Here is a 20646-nt window from a genome sequence, read left to right as displayed (position 1 = left end):
ACTTTTGCTCGAATTCGACCCGAACAGGGGAAAGGAAGTTACGTGCTAGACGTCAACTTCTTCGATGAACTCCGGATCGGCCTGGCCACCGCTGAAGACATCCGCCAGTGGAGCTATGGCGAGGTCAAGAAGCCGGAGACCATCAACTACCGCACGCTCAAGCCGGAGAAGGACGGGCTCTTCTGCGAGAAGATCTTCGGCCCCACCCGGGACTGGGAGTGCTACTGCGGCAAGTACAAGCGTGTCCGCTTCAAGGGCATCATCTGTGAGCGCTGTGGCGTCGAGGTGACTCGCGCCAAGGTGCGTCGTGAGCGGATGGGCCACATCGAGCTGGCCGCACCGGTCACCCACATCTGGTACTTCAAGGGCGTTCCGTCGCGCTTGGGCTACCTGCTGGATCTGGCGCCGAAGGATCTCGAGAAGATCATCTACTTCGCCGCCTACGTCATCGTCGGTGTCGACGAGGAGCTGCGCCACAACGAGCTCAGCACCCTCGAGGCCGAGATGGAGGTCGAGAAGAAGGCCGTCGCCGATCAGCGCGACGCCGACCTCGAGGCCCGCGCGCAGAAGCTCGAGGCCGACCTGGCCGAGCTGGAGGCCGAGGGCGCCAAGTCCGACGTGCGCCGCAAGGTCAAGGACGGCGGCGAGCGCGAGATGCGTCAGCTGCGCGACCGCGCCCAGCGCGAGCTGGACCGCCTCGACGAGATCTGGACGACCTTCACCAAGCTGTCGGTCAAGCAGCTCATCGTCGACGAGGTGCTCTACCGCGAGCTCGTCGACCGCTACGGCGAGTACTTCACCGGCGCCATGGGTGCGGAGTCCATCCAGAAGCTGATGGAGAACTTCGACATCGACGCCGAGGCCGAGAACCTGCGCGAGACCATTCGCTCGGGCAAGGGCCAGAAGAAGCTGCGCGCGCTCAAGCGGCTCAAGGTCGTCGCGGCCTTCCAGGCCAACGGCAACTCGCCCATGGGCATGGTGCTCGACGCCGTTCCGGTGATCCCGCCGGAGCTGCGCCCGATGGTCCAGCTCGACGGTGGCCGCTTCGCCACCTCCGACCTGAACGACCTGTACCGCCGCGTGATCAACCGCAACAACCGCCTCAAGCGACTGATCGATCTGGGCGCGCCCGAGATCATCGTCAACAACGAGAAGCGGATGCTGCAGGAGTCGGTCGACGCCCTGTTCGACAACGGCCGTCGTGGTCGCCCGGTCACCGGTCCGGGTAACCGCCCGCTGAAGTCGCTGAGCGATCTGCTCAAGGGCAAGCAGGGTCGTTTCCGTCAGAACCTGCTCGGCAAGCGTGTCGACTACTCGGGCCGTTCGGTCATCGTGGTCGGTCCGCAGCTGAAGCTGCACCAGTGTGGTCTGCCCAAGCTGATGGCGCTCGAGCTGTTCAAGCCGTTCGTCATGAAGCGTCTGGTCGACCTGAACCACGCGCAGAACATCAAGTCCGCCAAGCGGATGGTCGAGCGTCAGCGTCCCCAGGTGTGGGATGTCCTCGAAGAGGTCATCGCCGAGCACCCGGTGCTGCTGAACCGCGCGCCCACCCTGCACCGCCTGGGTATCCAGGCCTTCGAGCCGCAGCTGGTCGAAGGCAAGGCCATCCAGCTGCACCCGCTCGTGTGTGAGGCGTTCAACGCCGACTTCGACGGTGACCAGATGGCCGTGCACCTGCCGCTGTCGGCGGAGGCGCAGGCCGAGGCGCGCATCCTGATGCTGTCGTCGAACAACATCCTGTCCCCGGCGTCGGGTCGCCCGCTGGCGATGCCGCGTCTGGACATGGTGACCGGCCTGTTCTACCTGACTCGTCTCGACGAGAAGGGTGTCGGCACCTACCAGGCCGGCGGCAAGGACGAGCCGGAGTCGGGCGTGTACTCCTCGCCCGCCGAGGCCCAGATGGCCGTCGACCGCGGTGAGCTGACCGTGCGTTCGATGATCAAGGTGCGTCTCACCGAGCAGCGCCCGCCGCGCGAGATCGAGGCGGAGCTGTTCCCGGAGGGCTGGCACCGCGGTGACGCGTGGCTGGCCGAGACCACCCTGGGTCGCGTGCTGTTCAACGATCTGCTCCCGGCGGACTACGCGTTCATCAACGAGCCGATGCCGAAGAAGCGGCAGGCCACGATCATCAACGATCTGGCCGAGCGCTACCCGATGATCGTCGTCGCGCAGACCGTCGACAAGCTCAAGGACGCCGGCTTCTACTGGGCCACGCGTTCGGGTGTCACCGTCTCCATGTCGGACGTGCTCGTTCCGCCGGAGAAGGCCGACATCATGGAGCGGTACGAGGCCATGGCGGATCAGATCGAGAAGAAGTACCAGCGTGGTGCGCTCGATCACCAGGAGCGCAACAACGCCCTGGTCAAGATCTGGCAGGAAGCGACCGAAGAGGTCGGTACGGCGCTGCGTTCGCACTACCCGGCCGACAACCCGATCATCACGATCGTCGACTCGGGCGCGACCGGTAACTTCACCCAGACCCGTACCCTCGCCGGTATGAAGGGCCTGGTGACGAACCCGAAGGGTGAGTTCATCCCGCGCCCGATCAAGTCCTCGTTCCGTGAGGGCCTGACCGTGCTCGAGTACTTCATCAACACCCACGGTGCTCGTAAGGGTCTGGCCGACACCGCGCTGCGTACCGCCGACTCGGGTTACCTGACCCGTCGTCTGGTGGACGTCTCGCAGGACGTCATCGTGCGCGAGCACGACTGTGGCACCGAGCGCGGCATCGTCGTGCCGATCGCGGAGAAGCAGGCCGACGGCTCGCTGATCCGGGACGCGCACGTCGAGACCTCGACCTACGCTCGCACCCTGGCGACCGACGCGGTCGACGCGAACGGCAACGTCGTCGTGGCCAAGGGCGCCGATCTCGGCGACCCGGCCCTGGAGGCGCTGCTCGAGGCCGGTATCACCGAGGTGAAGGTCCGCTCCGTGCTGACCTGCACCACCGGCACCGGCGTCTGCGCCACCTGCTACGGCCGCTCGATGGCCACCGGCAAGCTGGTCGACATCGGCGAGGCCGTCGGCATCGTCGCCGCCCAGTCCATCGGTGAGCCGGGTACCCAGCTGACCATGCGTACCTTCCACCAGGGTGGTGTCGCGGGTGACGACATCACCGGTGGTCTGCCCCGCGTGCAGGAGCTCTTCGAGGCTCGTGTGCCCAAGGGCAAGGCGCCCATCGCCGAGGTCTCGGGTCGCGTGCGGCTCGAGGACGACGACCGCTTCTACAAGATCACGATCATCCCTGATGACGGGTCGGACGAGGTCGTCTACGACAAGCTCTCGAAGCGTCAGCGTCTGCGGGTGTTCAAGCACGACGACGGCACCGAGCGCCTGCTGGCCGACGGTGACCACGTGGAGGTGGGTCAGCAGCTGCTCGAGGGCGCTGCCGATCCGCACGAGGTGCTGCGCGTGATGGGTCCCCGTCAGGTGCAGGTCCACCTGGTCCACGAGGTCCAGGAGGTCTACCGCTCGCAGGGTGTGTCGATCCACGACAAGCACATCGAGGTCATCGTGCGCCAGATGCTGCGTCGCGTGACGATCATCGATTCGGGTGCGACCGAGTTCCTGCCCGGTTCGCTCACCGAGCGCGCCGAGTTCGAGGCCTCGAACCGTCGCGTGGTGGCCGAGGGTGGCGAGCCCGCCTCCGGCCGTCCGGTGCTGATGGGTATCACCAAGGCGTCGCTGGCCACCGATTCGTGGCTGTCGGCGGCCTCCTTCCAGGAGACCACCCGAGTGCTGACGGACGCGGCCATCAACTGCCGCTCCGACAAGCTGATCGGCCTGAAGGAGAACGTGATCATCGGTAAGCTCATCCCGGCCGGTACCGGTATCAACCGCTACCGCAACATCCAGGTGCAGCCGACCGAAGAAGCCCGCGCCGCCGCGTACGCGGTGCCGTCCTACGACGACACCTACTACTCGCCGGACAGCTTCGGCTCCTCCACCGGTGCCGCGGTGCCGCTGGACGACTACGGCTTCAGCGACTACCGCTAAGTCCTAGCCAGGCACAACAATTCGGCCCCCGCTCTCCGGAGCGGGGGCCGTTTTGGTTGGTAGTTGCCGCTATTCATCCTGGCCGCACACGGTGACCGTCGTCGATATGTCTGTACGCCGTGCGACGATGCGTTGGTGACGGACTCCATCGGTGAGCCACAGGTGCAAAGGCTGGTTCATACTGCGATCAGACAGGTCTGGGCGCAATGTCCTGACCTTGTTCAAGACGATGTGCACGAGCGCACTGTCGTGGCGCACATCGCCTCCGCGATCAACCAGGGGATTGCGGGGCTTCCGGGCAGCTGGCGGGCGGATGTCGAGTACGACCGGATCTGGCGTCACGGTACTGGTGCGATTCGGAAGAAGCTCTGGAAGTTCCGAGAAGGGGACGGCGAGGACGATTTCCGTGCGGTGATACCGGATTTGATCGTCCACGATCCCCGAGGGCTGACATCACCACGCTGTTTGCTGGTACTCGAAGCCAAGAAAGGGCGGGTGACGAAGAAGGGACGCGAGCACGACTACGTGAAGCTTTGCGCGTTCCGCCAGCAACTCGGCTACCAACACACGGTCTTTCTCGAGTTCGACGGAGTCGGCGGCCGTCCGCGTGTGGAGTGGATTCGGTCGGCGTACAAGTACCCCGACCCGTCCGTACATGCATCGGAAGAGCTGTAGGCCGATCGGTTACGTCTGGGTTGGGTTGGGTTGGCGGGTGGGGGCGGTGCGGGCGTGGGTGGCGTAGAGGGTGAGGCCTACGAAGGTGAGGCCGCCTACGAGGTTGCCTACCACGGTGGGGATTTCGTTCCAGAGGAGGTAGTCGCCCAGGGAGAAGTCGCCGCCGAGGAGGAGGCCGGAGGGGAAGAGGAACATGTTGACGATGGAGTGTTCGAAGCCCATGTAGAAGAAGAGCATGATTGGCATCCACATCGCGATGACCTTGCCGGAGACCGAGGTGGACATCATGGCGGCGACCACGCCGGTGGAGACCATCCAGTTGCACAGGACGGCGCGGATGAACAGGGTGAGCATGCCCGCGCCGCCGTATTCGGCGTAGCCGAGTGTGCGGGACTCGCCGATTTCGCCGAGCTTCTGACCGACGGCGCTGGGGTCCATGGAGAAGCCCATGGTCAGGATGATCGCCATCATTACGGCGACGGTGAACGCGCCGGCGAAGTTGCCGACGAAGACCAGGCCCCAGTTGCGCAGCATCGAGCGCACGGTGACGCCGCGGCGCTTGTCCAGCAAGGCCAGCGGCACCAGCGTGAAAACGCCGGTGAGCAGGTCGAATCCGAGCAGGTACAGCATGCAGAAGCCGACCGGGAAGAGGACGGCGCCCAGCAGTGGCTGGCCGGTGTTGACGGTGATGGTGACCGCGAACGCCGCGGCGAGGGCGAGGATCGCGCCCGCCATGTAGGCGCGGATCACGGTGTCCCTGGTGGACATGAACGCCTTGGCTTCGCCCGCGTCGACCATCTTCTCGACGAAGTCCGCTGGTTTGAGATAGGACATACGACCCCTTCGTAGTGCTTCCAGCACAGTAGTTTTCGCGGTCGAGATTGCCTCGCGATCACCGGAAGTTGCCGCTCGGTAAATAGTGGTATTCCACTATGGCGGTCGAGTGTGGGCGGATGGCAGGCTGGCGGGGTCCCCGACCGAGGAGCCCGAATGCAACCGATCATGAGCAAGTCCGCCGCCGCCGACCTCGTCGTCGCCGCCCGCATCCGCAAGGGCCTGACCTGGGCCGCTATCGCGGAATCGCTGGGCGCGCCGCTGGTCTGGACGACGGCGGCCCTGCTCGGTCAGCACCCGATGACCGAGGAGCAGGCGGCCGCGGTCTGCGCGCTGCTCGGGCTCGACGAGACGGTCGCGGAGAGTCTGCGCCTGCAGCCGTCGCGCGGCGCGGACCCGGCGCAACTGGCCGATCCCACCATCTATCGCCTCGTCGAGGCCGTCTCGGTTTACGGCCCGGCGCTCAAGGCGTTGATCCACGAGGAATTCGGCGACGGCATCATGAGCGCCATCAACTTCAACATCGACATCGCCCGCCGCCCGCACCCCGACGGCGACCGCGTCGTCATCACCCTCGACGGCAAGTTCCTCGATTACCGCTGGTAGATCAGGCCTCGGGGCGCGCGGGCACCTCGGCGACGGCCCGTGCCTCGGGATCGCCGACCGGCAGCGGTTCGGGTTCGCCGAGGCGGACGATGATCACGCCGGCGAGAATCAGCGCCCCGCCGAGCAATTGGATCGGGCGCGGTGCCTCGCCGAGCAGGGCCCAGGCGAACAGCAGTGCGGCCAGCACCTCGGTGAGCGCGACGAACGAGGCGAGCCGGGAGCCGAGGCGGCGGGTGGCGGCGATGCCGGTGACGTAGGCGATCGCGGCGGTGACGACGCCGATCAGCAGGATCGGCACCCACCACGGCGTGCTGAAGTCGTCGAACACGACCGTCGCGGTGGTGGCGCGCAGGGGCACGATGCCGACCAGGCCGGCCAGGATCAGCGTGACCCCACCGATCAGCAGGCCACCCGCCGCCAGCACCGTGCCGGGCAACTCGCCGCCCTGGGCGGAGAGCACGAAGTACGCCGCGGCGCCGATCATCGCGGCCAGCGCCCAGGTGATGCCGATGGGATCGGTGGACACCCCGGCGAGGATGTCGAGCACCAGCAGCAGCCCGGTGATGCCGAGCGCGGCTCCGGCGAGGGTGGCCGCGCCGGGGCGCTGGCGGTGGCGCGCCCACATCCAGCCGACGACGGCGATCGGCGCGGTGTATTCGATCAGCAGCGCGGCGCCGACCTCCATGTGCGCGACCGCGTTGAAATAGGCCAGCTGGGTGCCCGCGACGGCGAGCAGTCCGTACAGCCCGATCAGGGTCGCGTTGGCGCGCACCAGATTCCAGTTGCCGCGTAGCTGGGGGAGGGCGATGGGGAGCAGGACGACTCCGGCGAGCAGCACCCGCGCGGCGACCACGGCGGCCGCGCTCCAGCCCGCGTTCATCAGGCCGCGCGCGAGCGGGCCGGACAGGCCGAACGAGGTGGCGGAGGCCAGCGCGAAGAGCAGGCCGGTGCGGATTCGGCTGCTCGCCAATCCGTCATGAGTCAAAGTCGCCATGACTAATGACGGTAAGGAGGCTGCGGTAATATGTCAACGTGGTTTTCGCTCATGACACCGAGGCGGCGCTGCTGGCGGCGGTCGAACTGGTCAATTCCGCGGAGGACCCCGACACCCTCACCGGCGCCGACCAGCTCGACGAGTTCTTCGTGCGGCACGTCTACACCGGTGTGCACACCGGCGACGCCGCGGAACTGGCCGCGGTGCGGGCGTTACGCGCCCCGCTGCGCCGGATGCTCACCAGCGACCGGGACAGCGCGGTCGTCCTGGTGAACGAGACCCTGGCCGAGCACCGCGCGGTCCCGCAGCTGGTCCGGCACGGTGACGTCGACTACCACGTGCACGCCGTCCCGCCCGAGGCCCCGCTGCCGGTCCGCATCGCCGTCGAGACCGCGATGGCCATGATCGACCTGATCCGCGCCGACGACCTGAGCCGCCTGTCGATCTGCGCCGACGACACCTGCGACGGCCTGGTCCTCGACCTGTCCCGCAACCGGTCCCGCCGCTATTGCAGCACCGCCTGCGGCAACCGCAACGCGGTCGCGGCCTATCGGGCCAGGCAGCGTTAGAGCGAGCGCACCTTCGGGCACTTCTTGCCCGCCAGATGGCACTTGTCCTCGAAGCCGGCGGGCAGCCACGTCCCGGTGCGCAGCAGGGGATGGTGGGGGAAATGCCGCAGGGCCGCGGTGACGAAGATCAGTGGCGCCCAAGCACTCCGGATCTGCAACTGCTGCATGGCCCCGCCGCGGTCGGGGAACCGGCAGCCGACCAGATCGGGCGCGGTCAGGTCGACGCTCTCCAGCGCCGACCAGTGCAGCGAGAACGACCGCTCCGGATTGGCCAGGTGGATCCGCCGATCGGAGATCATCGCCGACCCGGGGCGCTCGGCCACCCAGCGCGGTTGCGCCGCGGCCTCGGCCCGCAGCCGCCGTGACTCGTTGCGCACCGCGTTGCCCAGGTGCGCGACGGCGCCGAGCGGGGTCCGCCCGTCGGCCCGTACCTGGCCGCGCACCCACTTGCCGGTGCCCGGTCCACGCCAGGTGAACCACTGCACGCCGCCGTCGGCGAAGCAGATCTCGCCGGGATCGAGCCGGACCCTGGTCGCGGTGGACGGGATCCGGTCGCCGTGGCCCGCGGCGAGCAGTTCGACCACGCCGCACGTGTACAGCAGGTAGTCGTCGAACCAGGTCCAGCCCGCCTGCTCGGCCAGGGCCCGATCGATATCGGCCAGCGGGTCGAACACGTCTCTCACCACCCACTCACAACGTGTGAACTCTCCTTCCGTCAACGGTAGCGGAGAGTCCGCACGGCCCTCAGCGCTCGCTGTCGAGCGCCGCCATCTGTGCGGGCGCGTAGCGATCGCCCGCGACCGAGGCCGCAGGTGCTGCGGCCTCTAGGTCGGCCAGTTCCGCCGGGGTGAGCGAGACGGCGAGGGCATCGAGCGTCTCGGTCAGCCGGGCGCGGGTGCGGGCGCCGATCACCGGGACGATGTCGGTGCCCCGGCTCAGCGCCCAGGCGATCGCCAGCTGCGCCACCGAAACACCGTGTGCGGCGGCGATGTCGGCGAGCGCGTCGACCAAACGCAGGTTCCGCGTGAGGTTCTCGCCCTGGAAGCGCGGGCTGTGGGTGCGGAAGTCGGCGGCGTCGGCGGGCGCGCCGCCCGCGCGGAAGGTGTCGCTGAGCAGGCCGCGGGAGAGCACGCCGTAGGCGGTGATGCCGACGCCGAGTTCCCGTGCCACCGGCAGGATCTCGTCCTCGATGCCGCGCGTGATCAGCGAGTACTCGATCTGCAGGTCGACGATCGGATGCACCGCGGCGGCCCGGCGCAGGGTGTCGGCGCCGACTTCGGACAGGCCGATGTGGCGGACGTAGCCCGCCTCGACCAGGTCGGCGATGGCGCCGACGGTGTCCTCGATCGGCACATCGGGGTCGAGCCGGGCCGGGCGGTAGATGTCGATGTGGTCGACGCCGAGCCGGGTGAGGCTGTAGGTGAGGGAATTGCGGACGGCGGCGGGCCTGCCGTCGAAGCCGGCGAACGAGCCGTCGGGGCCGCGCAGCGCGCCGAACTTCACGCTGAGCAGCACGTCCTCGCGGGCTCGTTCGGCGATGGCCTTGCCGATCAGCAGTTCGTTGTGGCCCGCGCCGTAGAAGTCGCCGGTGTCGATGAGGGTGATGCCCGCGTCGATCGCGGCGTGCAGGGTGGCGGTGGATTCGCGGTCGTCGGTGGCGCCGTACATGCCGGACATACCCATCGCGCCGAGGCCGATGCGGCTGACGCGGGGGCCGCCGTGACCGAGGGTGGTCGAGGGGGAGTGCGGGGAGTTCGTCATGACCTCAGCCTGCGCGGGCAGGGCGGCGCGCGGCAGAGAGCGCGCATCGGGGGATCGCCGGTCCCTGGTTGGGCGGCGTGCGGTCGGCGCACCATGGAGGCATGGACCGCACCGAGCTCGCCGACTTCCTGCGCAGGCATCGTGAACAGCTCACGCCCGCCGACGTCGGCCTGCCGCCCGGGGTGCGCCGCCGGACGCCGGGCCTGCGCCGCGACGAGGTCGCCCTGCTCACCGGCATGTCGACCGACTACTACACCCGGCTCGAGCAGGCGCGCGGTCCGCGTCCGTCGACCCAGGTGCTCACCGCGCTGGCCAGGGCCCTGCGCTTGAGCGCCGACGAACGCGACCACCTGTTCCACCTGTGCGGGCACCCGTCGCCGGACCGCGAGCTGCGGGACAAGCACGTCGGACCCGGGCTGCTGCACATGCTGTCCAAGCTCGACGACACGCCGGCCGCGGTGGTCACCGAGCTGGGTGAGGTGCTCGTGCAGAACCGTATGCACACCCTGCTGGCGGGCGACCACGGCGACCGCAGCGGGCTCGATCGCTACTACGCCTGGCGCTGGTTCACCGATCCCGCCGCCAGAACCGTCTTCCCGGAAGAGGATTGGGACCGGCTCGGCCGCAGCCACGTCGCCGACCTGCGCGCCACCGCGGCGCGCCGGGCCGACGACCCCGAGGTCACCCACTACATCGCCGAGTTACGGCGCAACAGCCCGGAATTCGAGGCGCTGTGGAACGAACACGAAGTGGCGGTGCGGGTCACCGACGCCAAACGCTTCGTCCATCCCGAGGTGGGGCTGATCGACACCGTCTGCGAGGTGCTGGTGACCCGGAACGCGGCCCAGCGCCTGCTGGTCTACCTGCCCCGGCCCGGCACCGACGCGGCGGAGAAGATGGCGCTGCTGCGGGTGATCGGCACCCAGCGGCTCAGCCCGGCGTGAGGCGTCAGGGCGCCCCGGTGACGTAGGCGAGCGCGGTGTCGACGGCGGGCTGCCCGCCCGCCAGCGCGTATCCGGCCAGCGCGCCGATCGCGGCACCCGCCACGGTCGCCACCGGCACGGTGATGAAATCGAGGACGAACAGCCCGAGCGGGAACCCGAGGACGAAGCCGATCGCGGCCCCGATCACCGCGCCCTGGATGATCTCCGGCTGCAGCCGCTGGGTCTCGGCGAAGAAGCGTTCCTGGGCGCTGATGTCGCGCACCGGGGTGTCGGATTCGCCGATCGGGGTGAGGGTGAGGCTGGTGCCCGCCGCGTCGATGGCGGGCGTCAGCGGCACCTCGTGCTCGCCGAGCCGCACGACCATCGGCAGCGCGGCGATCACCGTGCCCGCGGCATCGGTGACGGTGACGACCGTCGCGTCGTGCACCAGCTGGAACCGGCCCGCGTCGAGCGTGGTCACCACGGCGCGTCGATCCTCGGACACGCCGACCTGGTAGTTCACGTCCTTGTCGACCCCGCGCAGCTGGATGCCGGGCTGCTCTGGCTCGGCGGCGCCCACTCCCGTACCCGCCAGGGTGACCCCCATAGCCAGCAGCGCCGCGCCGATCCCCGTGCCGATCCTCATCCCGCCAAGCCTCCCGCTGTCCCATCCGGGAGCCGATCGTCCCGTCCGTCGCGGCAAACCTAACCGCTGGCACGCTTTTCGGAAAGTTGTCGGACTGTCGCCCGCGTGGGTGGGGCCGATGGTCAGCGGGCCGCGGACGACAGATCGGCCGTGGGTGGACGACGGGCGAACTCCGGTGCGTGTTCCGGGCGCAGGCCGATACCGCCCAGGTACGCGGTGAGCCCGGCCAGGACCGGCACCGCGTCGACGACTCGCAGCGGGAGGGGAGCGGTGTGCAGGGTCCCGCGCAGGGCGGGGGCGATGAGCAGGTCGTGTTCGCCGCGCTGGGAACGCTGGGTGAAACTCGCGGGCAGCATCCTCCTGCGCTGCACTTTGTCCAGGTCGGCGAGGCCCACCGTGCCGTCGAGCAACGGCTGGGCGAGCAGCCGCGCGGCGGCGACGGCGTCCTGTATCGCCAGGTTCACGCCGACACCGCCGACCGGCGACATCGTGTGCGCGGCGTCGCCGATGCACAGCAGGCCGGGCACGTACCAGCGGTCGAGCATGCCGACCGTCACCTCGAGCAGCTTGACGTCGTCCCAGGAGCCGATCGCCGCGGTCGCCTCGGCGGACCAGCCGAACAGTTCGGTGATCCGGTCGCGCAGCCAGGCCACGTCGTTGGCCGCGCGCAGCGTCGCGTCGTGGCCCTTCTCGATGATGTAGCCGGTCTGGTAGTAGTCGCCGCGGTCGATCGCCACCGCGGAGTTCCCGCTGGTGAAGCGGGCCAGTACCGCGCCGCCCTCGGTGTCGTCGGCGGATTTCGGGATGCGGAAGAACCACATGTCCATCGGTACGTCCTCGGTCCGCTGACGCAGGCCGGCGGCCTCGCGCGCCACCGAATCGCGGCCGTCGCAGGCGAGCACCAGGTCGGCGCGCAGGGTGTGCTCGATGCCGTCGACGTCGCGGTAGCGCACGCCGGTGACCGTGTCGGATTCGTGGATCAGCCCAGTGACGGTCGAGCGCATGCGCAGCGTGAAGGTCGGTTCGGTGGCGGCGGCGCGGACCAGCAGATCGAGGAAATCCCACTGCGGGACCATCGCGATGTGCCGGTACCGGCCGGGGATCCGGGTGAGATCGGCGGCGACGACCATCCGGTCGCCCGCGTACATGCACATCCTGGTCAGCGCGGACTGGGGCAGCCGGGCGAAGTCCGGGCCGAGGCCGAGTTCGTCGAGCAGCCGCACGGTCGACGGATGCACGGTGTCGCCGCGGAAATCCCGCAGGAAGTCGGGGTGCTTCTCCAGCACCGTCACCTCGACGCCCGCCCTGGCCAGCAGCAGGCCCGCCATCGTGCCCGCCGGTCCGCCGCCGACGATGCAGCACGTGGTCTTGTCCATCAGAACCCCCTCGAACGCCATTGTCTACGACAAAGCGTAGTAGGCGAATCCGGGCGCGGTCCATGGTTTTCGGAAATTCCGGGCAGCCCTTGACGGCCGGAGGTGGGCGCGCAATACTGAACTAGATGGTTCAGTATGACTTCCTGGATGCCTCGTTCGGGGCGCTCGCGGACCCCACCCGGCGGGGCATCCTCGAGCGACTCGGGCGTGGGCCCGCCAGTATCAGCGAGTTGGCCGAGCGCTTCGAGATGACCTTGACCGGCATCAAGAAGCACATCGGTCTGCTGGAGAACGCGGGCATGGTGGTCACCGAGAAGCGCGGGCGGGTCCGGTACTGCCGGATCGGTGACCACGTCTTCGACCGGGAGGTGGCCTGGATGCAGGGTTATCGGCAGATGCTCGAAGCCCGGATGGACCGTCTCGGTGAATTCCTCGAACGAACGGAGCCAGAGCAATGAGCACAACGACCAACGACGCGGTCATCACCTCGACCTCGGACCGCGAAGTCCACATCGAACGCGATTTCGACGCACCGCTGGACCGGGTGTGGAACGCCTACAGCCGGATCGAGCAGCTCTCGCGCTGGTGGGGCCGCGGGCATGTGGTCGACGTCGAACGCTGGGAATTCCGCAAGGGCGGGCACTGGCGCTTCGTCGAGCACGACGGCGACGAGTCCTACGGATTCGAGGGCCGCTTCCGCGAGATCACCCCGAAGGAGCGGATCGTGCAGTCCTTCGAATGGGACGGCATGCCCGCGCACATCTCGATCGACTCGACCACCTTCGTCGACCTGGGCAACGGCCGCACCAGGGTGGTCACCGACAGTATCTTCCACACCGCCGAGGAATGCGCGGGCATGCTCGCCTCCGGGATGGAAGGCGGCCTCAACGACAGCTACCGCGCCCTCGACGTACTGCTGGCCGAGGGCCGCTAGCGATCGCTGATCCGGCACCGCGGCAGGCGGTGCCGGATCAGCGGTGGGCGCAGCCGGTGGCCCGTTTGCGCGGCTTCAAGCGCAGCGGCGGCAGCGGCGGAGCGGGGATCCGCTCCTCGGGCGGATGGCCGACCACCCCGGCGAAACGGCTGGTGTCGTGCGATTCCCAGGCATCGCGGGCCGCGATGATCTCGTCGTGGCTGCGGCCGACGAAGTTCCACCACATCACCAGCTCCTCGGCGAACGGCTCGCCGCCGATCAGCGCGAAGTGCGCGCCCTCGGTGGATGCCAGGCGCAGTTCGGCCCGGTCGGTGCCCAGGTACAGCAAGGGTCCGGCGGTGAGCTCGGTGCCGTCCACGACGACCGTGCCCTCGACGACCAGCACCGCGTGCTCGAACGCGCGTTCCAGCGGCAGCCGCACCTCGGCGCCGGGGTCGAGCACGATATCGGCCCCGACGATCGGGGTGTAGGCCCGCGCCGGCGAGGTGACACCGCCCAGCGAGCCGATCAGCACGGTGGCCCGCAGCCCCGGCTCCTCGTACCCGGGCAGCTCGCGATGCTGCTCGAAATGCGGTTCGACGCCGGTCGCGGTGCCGGGCAGGGCGATCCACAGCTGCAAGCCGTTGCCCGCGTGCGCGCCGGGGACCCCGAATTCCGAATGCGCGATGCCGCGACCCGAGGTCATCAGGTTCAGCTGACCCGGCTCGATCTCGACGTCGGAGCCCACCGAATCCCGGTGCCGGATCCGGCCGTCGAACGGCCAGGTCACCGTCTGCAAGCCGATGTGCGGGTGCGGGAGGATATCGGGCGACGCGCCGGTCCGGGTGACGGTCGGCGAACCGAACCGGTCCAGGAAGCACCACGCGCCGACGGTCGGCAGATCACGTTGCGGCAGGGTGCGTTCCACGTACACACCGCGCACGCCACCCAGCGGTACCTCCCTGGCGGGGTACAGCTCGGTGATCGGTCCCGGACTCGGCGACGGTTCGCACAGCGCCTCGGCGGGATCGAGCTCCATATCGCTCACTTGGCGATGCCCTTGCCGACGACGTGCGCGTCGTACTCGGGGTGCTTGTCGAGCCAGCCGCGGATGAACGGGCAGTGCGCGGTGATGGTGCGACCGCGCGCGATCACGTCCTCGACGGCCTGGCGGGCGAGCACGCCGCCCAGTCCCTTGCCCGCGTAGGCGCCGTCGATCTCGGTGTGGATGAAATCGGTGTCGTTGTCGCGCTCGATGTACTCGGCGAAGCCGGCCGGTTCGCCGTCGTAGAACACGTCGTAGCGGTTCTTCGCCGGGTTGTTGACGACGCGGCGCTCCGGCTCGGTCGACGCGGGCTGGGCGGCGGGGGTGGTCTCGGACATCTTCTTGCGCTCCTTCCGCACCGGAACAGGGTGCGCGCTCAGGATCGACACGCGGTTGAACGCGCCGATCGCGACGGCGATCCAGACGATCACCGAGATCTGTTCATCGGACCAATGCTCGCGGGCGATCTCGTATTCCCGATCGGTGCGCTCCTCGTCGGGCAGCGTGGTGACGGCCTCGGCCAGCCCGAGCGCGGCCCGGTCGGCGGCCGAATACGTGCCGCCGCGCCGCCACGCGGGCAGCACCGCGATCTCCTGCGCCGACAGGCCGGCGCCCAGGCCCGCGTGCTCGTGCACGTCGAGGCAGTACGGGCAGCCGTTGATCTGGGAGACCCGCAGATTGATCAATTCGATCAGCCGCCGCTCGATCCCCGCGGCCGCGGCGGCGGCGCGGATCTCGGCGGCGGTCGCGCTGAGCGCCTTGAAGATCGCCGGATGCTGCTTGTCGATCCACACGCGGTCGTGGCGTTCGGTCACCCTGGCGATGCTAGCGCCGCGCGCCGCGGCCCGTCGGACCGCGGCGCGCCTGCGGTTACTCCCGGCCCGCGGAGGTGAAGGACATGTCGGCGTACCGGTTGCCCGCCACTTGCGCGGCGATCGGCTCCAGCGTCGCGAGCTCCTCGGCGGTGAGCCGTACCGTGGCCGCCGCGACGTTCTCGGCCAGCCGGGCGCGCTTGCGGGTGCCGGGGATCGGCACGACCGGCAGGCCGTGCGCCTCGGCGCGCGCGTGCACCCACGCCAGCGCCGCCTGGGCCTTGGTGATCCCGTTGGCCTCGGCGATCGCCGCCAGCGGGGCGAGCAGCTCGGCGTTGTGCTCGGCGTTGTCACCGGTGAAGCGCGGCTGGAACCTGCGGAAGTCCTTGTCGCCGAGGTCGTTCGCGGTGCGGAAGGCGCCGGTGAGGAAGCCGCGGCCCAGCGGTGAGTACGGCACGAAGGCCACGCCGAGTTCGGCGGCGGCGGGCACCGCGGTGCGCTCCACGTCGCGGGAGAACAGCGACCATTCCGACTGCACGGCCGCGATCGGGTGCACCGCGTGCGCGGCGCGCAGCTCGTCGCCGGTCACCTCGGAGAGCCCGAGCGCGCGGACCTTGCCCGCCGCGACGAGTTCGGCCAGCGTGCCGACGGTCTCCTCGATCGGCACCCCCGGATCGCGACGGTGCATGTAGTACAGGTCGATGGTGTCGATGCCGAGGCGGCGCAGGCTCGCGTCGACCGCAGCGTGGATGTAGCCGGGGGAGTTGTCGAAGCCGCGGTAGCTGGGGTCGTCGGCCTTGCGGACGATGCCGAACTTGGTCGCGATCACCAGCTCGTCGCGGTGCGCGCGGACGAACCCGGACAGGAACTCCTCGTTGTGGCCTGAGCCGTAGATGTCGGCGGTGTCGAACAGGGTGACGCCGAGTTCGAGCGCGTGCTCGAGGGTGGCGCGCGATTCGGCCTCGTCGGTCTCGCCGTAGAACTCGCTGATGCCCATGCAGCCCAGGCCCTGCACGCCGACCAGCGGGCCGTCGGTGCCGAGGGCGATGGTCGGCAGCGTCGCGGTGGTGCTCATGTATCGGTTCCTTCGCTCGTGTGCGCGGTGCCCGTGGCCGGCCGATCGGCCTCGGATCTGCCCTCGTAGATGGCGATCTTGTAGTCGAGGACGGCCACGGTCTGCTGGAGTTCCGCGATCTTGTCGAGCACGTCGGACCTGGTCTGCCGGAACATCTCGAGCCGCTCCGGGTAGGTCTGCTCACCGGCCCTGACCAGTTCGGCGTAGCGGATCATGTCGGCCACCGGCATGCCGGTGAGCCGCAACCGGCTGATCAGCTCGAGCCATTCCAGGTCGCGGTCGCTGAAACGCCGGTTGCCGGTGTGGTCGCGGCCGACATACCCCATCAGCCCGATCCGCTCGTACCAGCGCAGGGTGTCGCGACTGAGCCCGGAGCGTTCGGCGACCTCACCGATCGAGTAGCGCGGGCGTTCGCGATCGTCGTCCCCAGCAGTGGTGCGCAGGGCCGCGTCCTTGTCCATCGTGCTCGTCCCTTTCTCGTGGAACCCCACCGACGCTATCCACCTGGAGTGCGCTCCAAGCAAGACTTGTTCTCGCGGGACGAGCGAATTCAGTTGTACTTCGGCAGCTCCTGCACGGCCCACCGGTTGCCGTCGGGGTCGGCGAAGAAGGTGAACAGGCCCCAGCCCATGTCCTGCACCGGGCTGGCCTCCACGCCGGCGGCCACGAGCTGCTCGTAGGCCTGCTGCGCGCTGGGGACGACCATCTGCATGCCCTCGACGCTGCCGGGGGCGGCGCTGGTCAGGCCGCGGCCGATGCAGATCGAGCAGCCCGAGCCGGGCGGGGTGAGCTGGACGAAGCGGATGTCCGGGCTCGGGGTGTGGTCGTGATCGGCGTTGAAGCCGATGCTGGTGTAGAAGTCCTTGGCCCGATCGACGTCGGTGACCGGGATGGCAACGAGCTCGATTTTCCAATCCATGCCGTTCAGCATGGCACCGGTGGCCGACAGAAACGTAGTCTGGATCACATGGCTGGTAAGAACATCGACCGCGTCAGGGCCAGATCGGCCTGGGAGACGGTCAAGGAGAGCCCGGTGATCACCGCGATCGCGGTGGCGCCGGTGGTGCTGGTGCTCGGCGTGGTGTGGTGGCTGACGAACGGTTTCGTCGCCTTCGTGCTGCTCGCCCTGCTCGGGGTCGGCATCGTCGTCGGCGGCAAGCTGCTCAAGTAGCCGCGGCCGCCTCAGCGCGGAACGTGGAAGAAGGTGAGTTCACCCGAACCCGGGTCCAGCTGTGCCCACGGCCGGTCGAACTCGAGCACGGCCAGCGCCGAGGTGGGGAATTTGCGGCTGAGCTCGGTCGCCTGATCGGAGTCGCGATTGGCCGCGAGTTCCCAAGCGGTCCACGGGATTCCGGGCACGTGGCCGACGACGAGCAGGGTGCCGACGGCATCGTCGGTGAGCTGGATCAGCTCGATCAGGGTGTGCGGGTTCGCCTCGTAGATGTCGTCGGTGTACTCCACCGGCGCGTCGATCCCGGTCGCGGCGAGCGTCTGCCTGGTCCGGGTGGCCGTCGAGCAGCGCACCGCGTCGATCGGCGGCTGGGTGTCCCGCAGCCAGGCACCGGCCAGGGCCGCCTCCCGCTGCCCACGCGGCGCCAGCGGGCGGGCATGATCGCCGACTCCGTCGGGGTACGCCGATTTTCCGTGCCGCATCAGGATGAGGGTCGCCACCATGGGAACCACCGTAATCCCGACCGCGGGTGAGGTCGCGGTCACACTCGAGGCACACTGAAAGCTGCGTCACCGTAGATGTGTTCGTGGCACACCCGCCGCGGGCCCGCTCCGGACGACGTCTCGAGCCACCGACCACACATTTCGAGGATCTGCACACTATGGCCTACGTCATCACGCAGCGTTGTTGCAACGACGCCAGCTGCGTCACCGAGTGCCCGGTCGACTGCATTCGCCCGACTCCGGATCAGCCGGAGTTCGCCACGGCGGAGATGCTGTACATCGACCCCGACACCTGCATCGACTGCGGAGCCTGTGTCGACGCGTGCCCGGTGGACGCCATCTTCTCCGAGGACGACCTGCTCGCCTCGCTGGCCAGGTACCGCGAGATCAACGCCGCCTACTTCCAGCGCCACCCGCTGGAGTCGAACTTCGATCCGCTGGCCACCCCGACCCGTCCGCCCAAGGACCTGGGCACCCTGCGCGTCGCGATCGTCGGCGCCGGCCCGGCCGCCTGCTACGCCGCCGACGAACTGCTGCGCCGCAGCGACGTCGAGGTCGAGATGTTCGACCGGCTGCCGACCCCGTGGGGTCTGGTGCGGGCGGGCGTCGCGCCCGACCACGCGGGCACCAAGAACGTGGCGAACATGTTCGACTCGGCCTTCCGCCGCGAGACGCTGCAGTACTACCTCAACGTCGAGGTGGGTCAGCACATCGACCACCAGGAACTGCTCGATCACCACCACGCGGTGATCTACGCGGTCGGCGCGTCCAGCGATCGCAAGCTCGGCGTGCCCGGCGAGGACCTGCCCGGCAGCCATTCGGCCACCGAGTTCGTCGCCTGGTACAACGGTCACCCCGACTTCGCCGATCGCGAGTTCGACCTGTCCGGCGAGCGCGCGGTGATCGTCGGCAACGGCAACGTCGCGCTCGACGTCGCCCGCGTGCTCACCGTCGACCCGGACGAGCTCGCCAAGACCGACATCGCCGACCACGCCCTGGACGCGCTGCGCAACAGCAACATCCGCGAGGTGGTGATCCTCGGCAGGCGCGGCCCGCTGCAGGCCGCCTACAGCACCCCGGAGTTCCTGTCGCTGACGCACCTGAAGGGTGTCGACGTCGTCGTCGATCCGGCCGATATGGTCCTGGATCCGCACAGCCAGGCCCTGCTGGACGACCCGAACATCGAGCCGTCGCTGCGGCTGAAGTACACCCTCGCCCAGGAGTACGCCACCGCGGAGCACGACCCGGCGCACAAGCGGATCGTCTTCCGCTACCTGACCACGCCGACCGCCGTGCACGGCGAGGGCAAGGCCACCTCGATCGAGTTCGCGCACAACGAATTGACCGAGGAGAACGGGCAATTGGTGGCCACCGCCACCGACCGCACCGAGTCGCTGGACACCGGCCTGGTGCTGCGCTCGATCGGGTACCGCGGCGTGCCGATCGCGGGCCTGCCGTTCGACGAGCGGCGCGGCACCGTGCCCAGCGAGCACGGCCGCGTCATCGAGGCGACCGAGCCGGTGCCGGGCGTGTACGTCTCCGGCTGGATCAAGCGCGGTCCGCGCGGGGTGATCGGCTCCAACCGGGTCGACGCCGAGGAGACGGTGGAGGCGCTGATCGCCGACTTCATCGCGGGCAAGCTGACAGCGCCGACCGGTGACCGGGCGGCGTTGCAGGCCCTGCTCGCGCAGCGGCAGCCGGAGCTGGTCGATCGCAAGGGCTGGAAGACCATCGACCAGGCCGAGAAGGCCGCGGGCAAGGCGGCGGGCAGGCCGCGGGTCAAGTTCACCACCCGCGCCGACCTGCTCAAAGCGGCCAAGGGCTAGCCGGTAGGCCCCGGTCCGCGCGGCGGGCCGGGGCTAGTCCGGCAGGGGCATGATCCGGACGACGGTCGTGGTGATCCCACCGACCACGAACCACAGCCGCAGCACCGGGCGGCCGGTCCGGTCACCCGGTTCGTAGCGGCCGCGCACCGTGATGTGCTCGCGGGCCAGCACCGGAGCCACGTATTCGATGACCGCGCGGTGCGGTCCGGCGACCAGCTTGGGATAGTCGACCAGGAACTGCTCGACGGCCTGCCAGTAGCAGGTGTGATTGACGTGGTTGTACTGGTCGATATCGGTCGCGCGCACCGGGAACGGCAGATCGGTGTCGGATTCGCGCGGCGCCGGATCGGTGAGATAGGGCCGCCAGCGTAACCGGTGCTCATCGGTGGATCGGGCCAGGTAGGCCAGGCCCTCGTCGCTGATCCGGGCGGGCTGGTTGCTGGACTCGCTGAGGTTGATCCAGAAACCCTCGGTCTCGATCAGGCCGCCGCCGTCACTGGTGATCCGGGTGCGCATGTTCGTCCACCGGGTGGACATGCTCGAACACCAGCGGGTCAGGTGCACCTGATCGGGCCAGGTGACCGGCCGGAGGACATCGATGACGGTGCGGCGCACGATCCAGGTGGGGTCGGTGCGGTGCAGGGCCGTCTGATGGAGTTCGTCCCAGGAGATGTCCTGCAGATAGCGCGCCACGGCATCGAAGCGCAGCCGGTGATAGGGATCCACGTCGCCAGCCCGGACGGGCCACGCCGCGGCGAAACCCATGCCCTCCTGGGGAAGCGGGGCCAGTGGCTGTTCGAGTGACACGTGTGCTCCTTGCACGGCGCACCAGGTGTGCCGCGACTTCTTGCGTAGTTCTGCTGACGACTTTACGGGGCGCAGATCACACCCTCACGCGGAGCCGGGGCAAGCGGTATCGGA

The 20646-nt window shown here is 69.0% G+C and carries 22 protein-coding genes and 1 pseudogene; 9 read left to right on the top strand and 14 right to left on the bottom strand.

Annotated elements, in window-relative coordinates; translation table 11 throughout:
• The first annotated feature begins 42 nt into the window (after window positions 1-42).
• Window positions 43-3996 (top strand): DNA-directed RNA polymerase subunit beta', encoded by a 3954-nt coding sequence (locus tag AB0L91_RS08535; RefSeq protein WP_365008327.1) that lies wholly within the window; start codon window positions 43-45, stop codon window positions 3994-3996.
• A gap of 135 nt (window positions 3997-4131) precedes the next feature.
• Window positions 4132-4671, top strand: coding sequence for a hypothetical protein (locus AB0L91_RS08530; RefSeq protein ID WP_365008325.1), 540 nt, complete (start codon window positions 4132-4134; stop codon window positions 4669-4671).
• A 9-nt stretch (window positions 4672-4680) separates the two neighbouring features.
• Here AB0L91_RS08530 and AB0L91_RS08525 read toward each other — a convergent pair whose 3' ends face one another.
• Window positions 4681-5505 carry a formate/nitrite transporter family protein gene (locus tag AB0L91_RS08525; protein ID WP_365008322.1) on the bottom strand — a complete coding sequence of 275 codons (825 nt, stop codon included), beginning with the start codon at window positions 5503-5505 and terminating at the stop codon, window positions 4681-4683.
• A gap of 156 nt (window positions 5506-5661) precedes the next feature.
• Between AB0L91_RS08525 and cynS the strand changes: the two genes are divergently transcribed.
• Window positions 5662-6111: a cyanase gene (cynS, locus tag AB0L91_RS08520; protein WP_365008320.1), complete on the top strand. Its 450-nt coding sequence runs from the start codon at window positions 5662-5664 to the stop codon at window positions 6109-6111.
• Window position 6112: 1 nt separating this feature from the next.
• On the opposite strand, the gene AB0L91_RS08515 is transcribed toward cynS, so the two are convergent.
• A complete protein-coding gene (locus AB0L91_RS08515; protein WP_365008317.1) occupies window positions 6113-7105 on the bottom strand; it encodes a DMT family transporter in 993 nt (330 codons plus the stop codon).
• A 38-nt stretch (window positions 7106-7143) separates the two neighbouring features.
• Between AB0L91_RS08515 and AB0L91_RS08510 the strand changes: the two genes are divergently transcribed.
• Window positions 7144-7674 carry a CGNR zinc finger domain-containing protein gene (locus tag AB0L91_RS08510; protein ID WP_355273809.1) on the top strand — a complete coding sequence of 177 codons (531 nt, stop codon included), beginning with the start codon at window positions 7144-7146 and terminating at the stop codon, window positions 7672-7674.
• Here AB0L91_RS08510 and AB0L91_RS08505 read toward each other — a convergent pair.
• Window positions 7671-8357 carry a hypothetical protein gene (locus AB0L91_RS08505; RefSeq protein WP_357342620.1) on the bottom strand — a complete coding sequence of 229 codons (687 nt, stop codon included), beginning with the start codon at window positions 8355-8357 and terminating at the stop codon, window positions 7671-7673. The genes AB0L91_RS08510 and AB0L91_RS08505 overlap by 4 nt on opposite strands.
• 61 nt (window positions 8358-8418) lie before the next feature.
• On the bottom strand, window positions 8419-9435 hold the full coding sequence (locus AB0L91_RS08500) for an aldo/keto reductase (protein ID WP_365008315.1): 1017 nt from the start codon (window positions 9433-9435) through the stop codon (window positions 8419-8421).
• Between the two features lie 101 nt (window positions 9436-9536).
• Between AB0L91_RS08500 and AB0L91_RS08495 the strand changes: the two genes are divergently transcribed.
• Window positions 9537-10379 carry a helix-turn-helix transcriptional regulator gene (locus AB0L91_RS08495; RefSeq protein WP_365008312.1) on the top strand — a complete coding sequence of 281 codons (843 nt, stop codon included), beginning with the start codon at window positions 9537-9539 and terminating at the stop codon, window positions 10377-10379.
• 4 nt (window positions 10380-10383) lie between these two features.
• On the opposite strand, the gene AB0L91_RS08490 is transcribed toward AB0L91_RS08495, so the two are convergent.
• On the bottom strand, window positions 10384-11004 hold the full coding sequence (locus AB0L91_RS08490) for a hypothetical protein (protein WP_365008310.1): 621 nt from the start codon (window positions 11002-11004) through the stop codon (window positions 10384-10386).
• A 122-nt stretch (window positions 11005-11126) separates the two neighbouring features.
• Window positions 11127-12380, bottom strand: coding sequence for an FAD-dependent oxidoreductase (locus AB0L91_RS08485; protein ID WP_365008307.1), 1254 nt, complete (start codon window positions 12378-12380; stop codon window positions 11127-11129).
• Window positions 12381-12505: 125 nt separating this feature from the next.
• On the opposite strand from AB0L91_RS08485, the gene AB0L91_RS08480 reads away from it, so the two are divergent.
• A complete protein-coding gene (locus tag AB0L91_RS08480; protein WP_357342625.1) occupies window positions 12506-12838 on the top strand; it encodes a metalloregulator ArsR/SmtB family transcription factor in 333 nt (110 codons plus the stop codon).
• Window positions 12835-13314 carry an SRPBCC family protein gene (locus tag AB0L91_RS08475; RefSeq protein ID WP_355273790.1) on the top strand — a complete coding sequence of 160 codons (480 nt, stop codon included), beginning with the start codon at window positions 12835-12837 and terminating at the stop codon, window positions 13312-13314. Before AB0L91_RS08480 ends, AB0L91_RS08475 begins: the two co-directional genes overlap by 4 nt.
• Before the next feature lie 37 nt (window positions 13315-13351).
• Here AB0L91_RS08475 and AB0L91_RS08470 read toward each other — a convergent pair whose 3' ends face one another.
• The 6 genes and pseudogenes from AB0L91_RS08470 to AB0L91_RS08445 all read right to left on the bottom strand — a co-directional run bounded on the left by AB0L91_RS08470 (window position 13352) and on the right by AB0L91_RS08445 (window position 17144).
• Window positions 13352-14341 (bottom strand): pirin family protein, encoded by a 990-nt coding sequence (locus AB0L91_RS08470; protein ID WP_365008303.1) that lies wholly within the window; start codon window positions 14339-14341, stop codon window positions 13352-13354.
• On the bottom strand, window positions 14338-14676 hold the full coding sequence (locus tag AB0L91_RS08465) for a GNAT family N-acetyltransferase (protein WP_365011222.1): 339 nt from the start codon (window positions 14674-14676) through the stop codon (window positions 14338-14340). Before AB0L91_RS08465 ends, AB0L91_RS08470 begins: the two co-directional genes overlap by 4 nt.
• A 15-nt stretch (window positions 14677-14691) precedes the next feature.
• Window positions 14692-15153 (bottom strand): annotated as a pseudogene (locus AB0L91_RS08460) (carboxymuconolactone decarboxylase family protein); the annotation flags it as partial.
• 55 nt (window positions 15154-15208) lie between these two features.
• On the bottom strand, window positions 15209-16225 hold the full coding sequence (locus tag AB0L91_RS08455; protein ID WP_365008301.1) for an aldo/keto reductase: 1017 nt from the start codon (window positions 16223-16225) through the stop codon (window positions 15209-15211).
• The gene (locus AB0L91_RS08450; protein ID WP_365008298.1) at window positions 16222-16686 is read right to left on the bottom strand and encodes a MerR family transcriptional regulator; all 465 of its coding nucleotides are present in this window, start codon (window positions 16684-16686) and stop codon (window positions 16222-16224) included. Before AB0L91_RS08450 ends, AB0L91_RS08455 begins: the two co-directional genes overlap by 4 nt.
• 89 nt (window positions 16687-16775) lie before the next feature.
• Window positions 16776-17144 (bottom strand): VOC family protein, encoded by a 369-nt coding sequence (locus AB0L91_RS08445; protein WP_218719632.1) that lies wholly within the window; start codon window positions 17142-17144, stop codon window positions 16776-16778.
• 48 nt (window positions 17145-17192) lie between these two features.
• On the opposite strand from AB0L91_RS08445, the gene AB0L91_RS08440 reads away from it, so the two are divergent.
• Window positions 17193-17396, top strand: coding sequence for a hypothetical protein (locus AB0L91_RS08440; protein ID WP_355273778.1), 204 nt, complete (start codon window positions 17193-17195; stop codon window positions 17394-17396).
• Window positions 17397-17407: 11 nt separating this feature from the next.
• Here the strand turns inward: AB0L91_RS08440 and AB0L91_RS08435 are convergent, their stop codons facing one another.
• On the bottom strand, window positions 17408-17899 hold the full coding sequence (locus AB0L91_RS08435) for a histidine phosphatase family protein (protein ID WP_355273775.1): 492 nt from the start codon (window positions 17897-17899) through the stop codon (window positions 17408-17410).
• A 158-nt stretch (window positions 17900-18057) separates the two neighbouring features.
• On the opposite strand from AB0L91_RS08435, the gene AB0L91_RS08430 reads away from it, so the two are divergent.
• A complete protein-coding gene (locus AB0L91_RS08430) occupies window positions 18058-19725 on the top strand; it encodes an FAD-dependent oxidoreductase (RefSeq protein WP_357342629.1) in 1668 nt (555 codons plus the stop codon).
• A 33-nt stretch (window positions 19726-19758) separates the two neighbouring features.
• On the opposite strand, the gene AB0L91_RS08425 is transcribed toward AB0L91_RS08430, so the two are convergent.
• Window positions 19759-20532, bottom strand: coding sequence for an acyl-ACP thioesterase domain-containing protein (locus AB0L91_RS08425; protein WP_357342630.1), 774 nt, complete (start codon window positions 20530-20532; stop codon window positions 19759-19761).
• Window positions 20533-20646: the final 114 nt, after the last annotated feature.

The sequence above is a fragment of the Nocardia sp. NPDC051833 genome, from assembly GCF_040681225.1.
Lineage (GTDB): Bacteria > Actinomycetota > Actinomycetes > Mycobacteriales > Mycobacteriaceae > Nocardia.
Note: the sequence above shows the minus strand (reverse complement) of the source record. Positions and strands in the feature narration are given on the sequence as shown.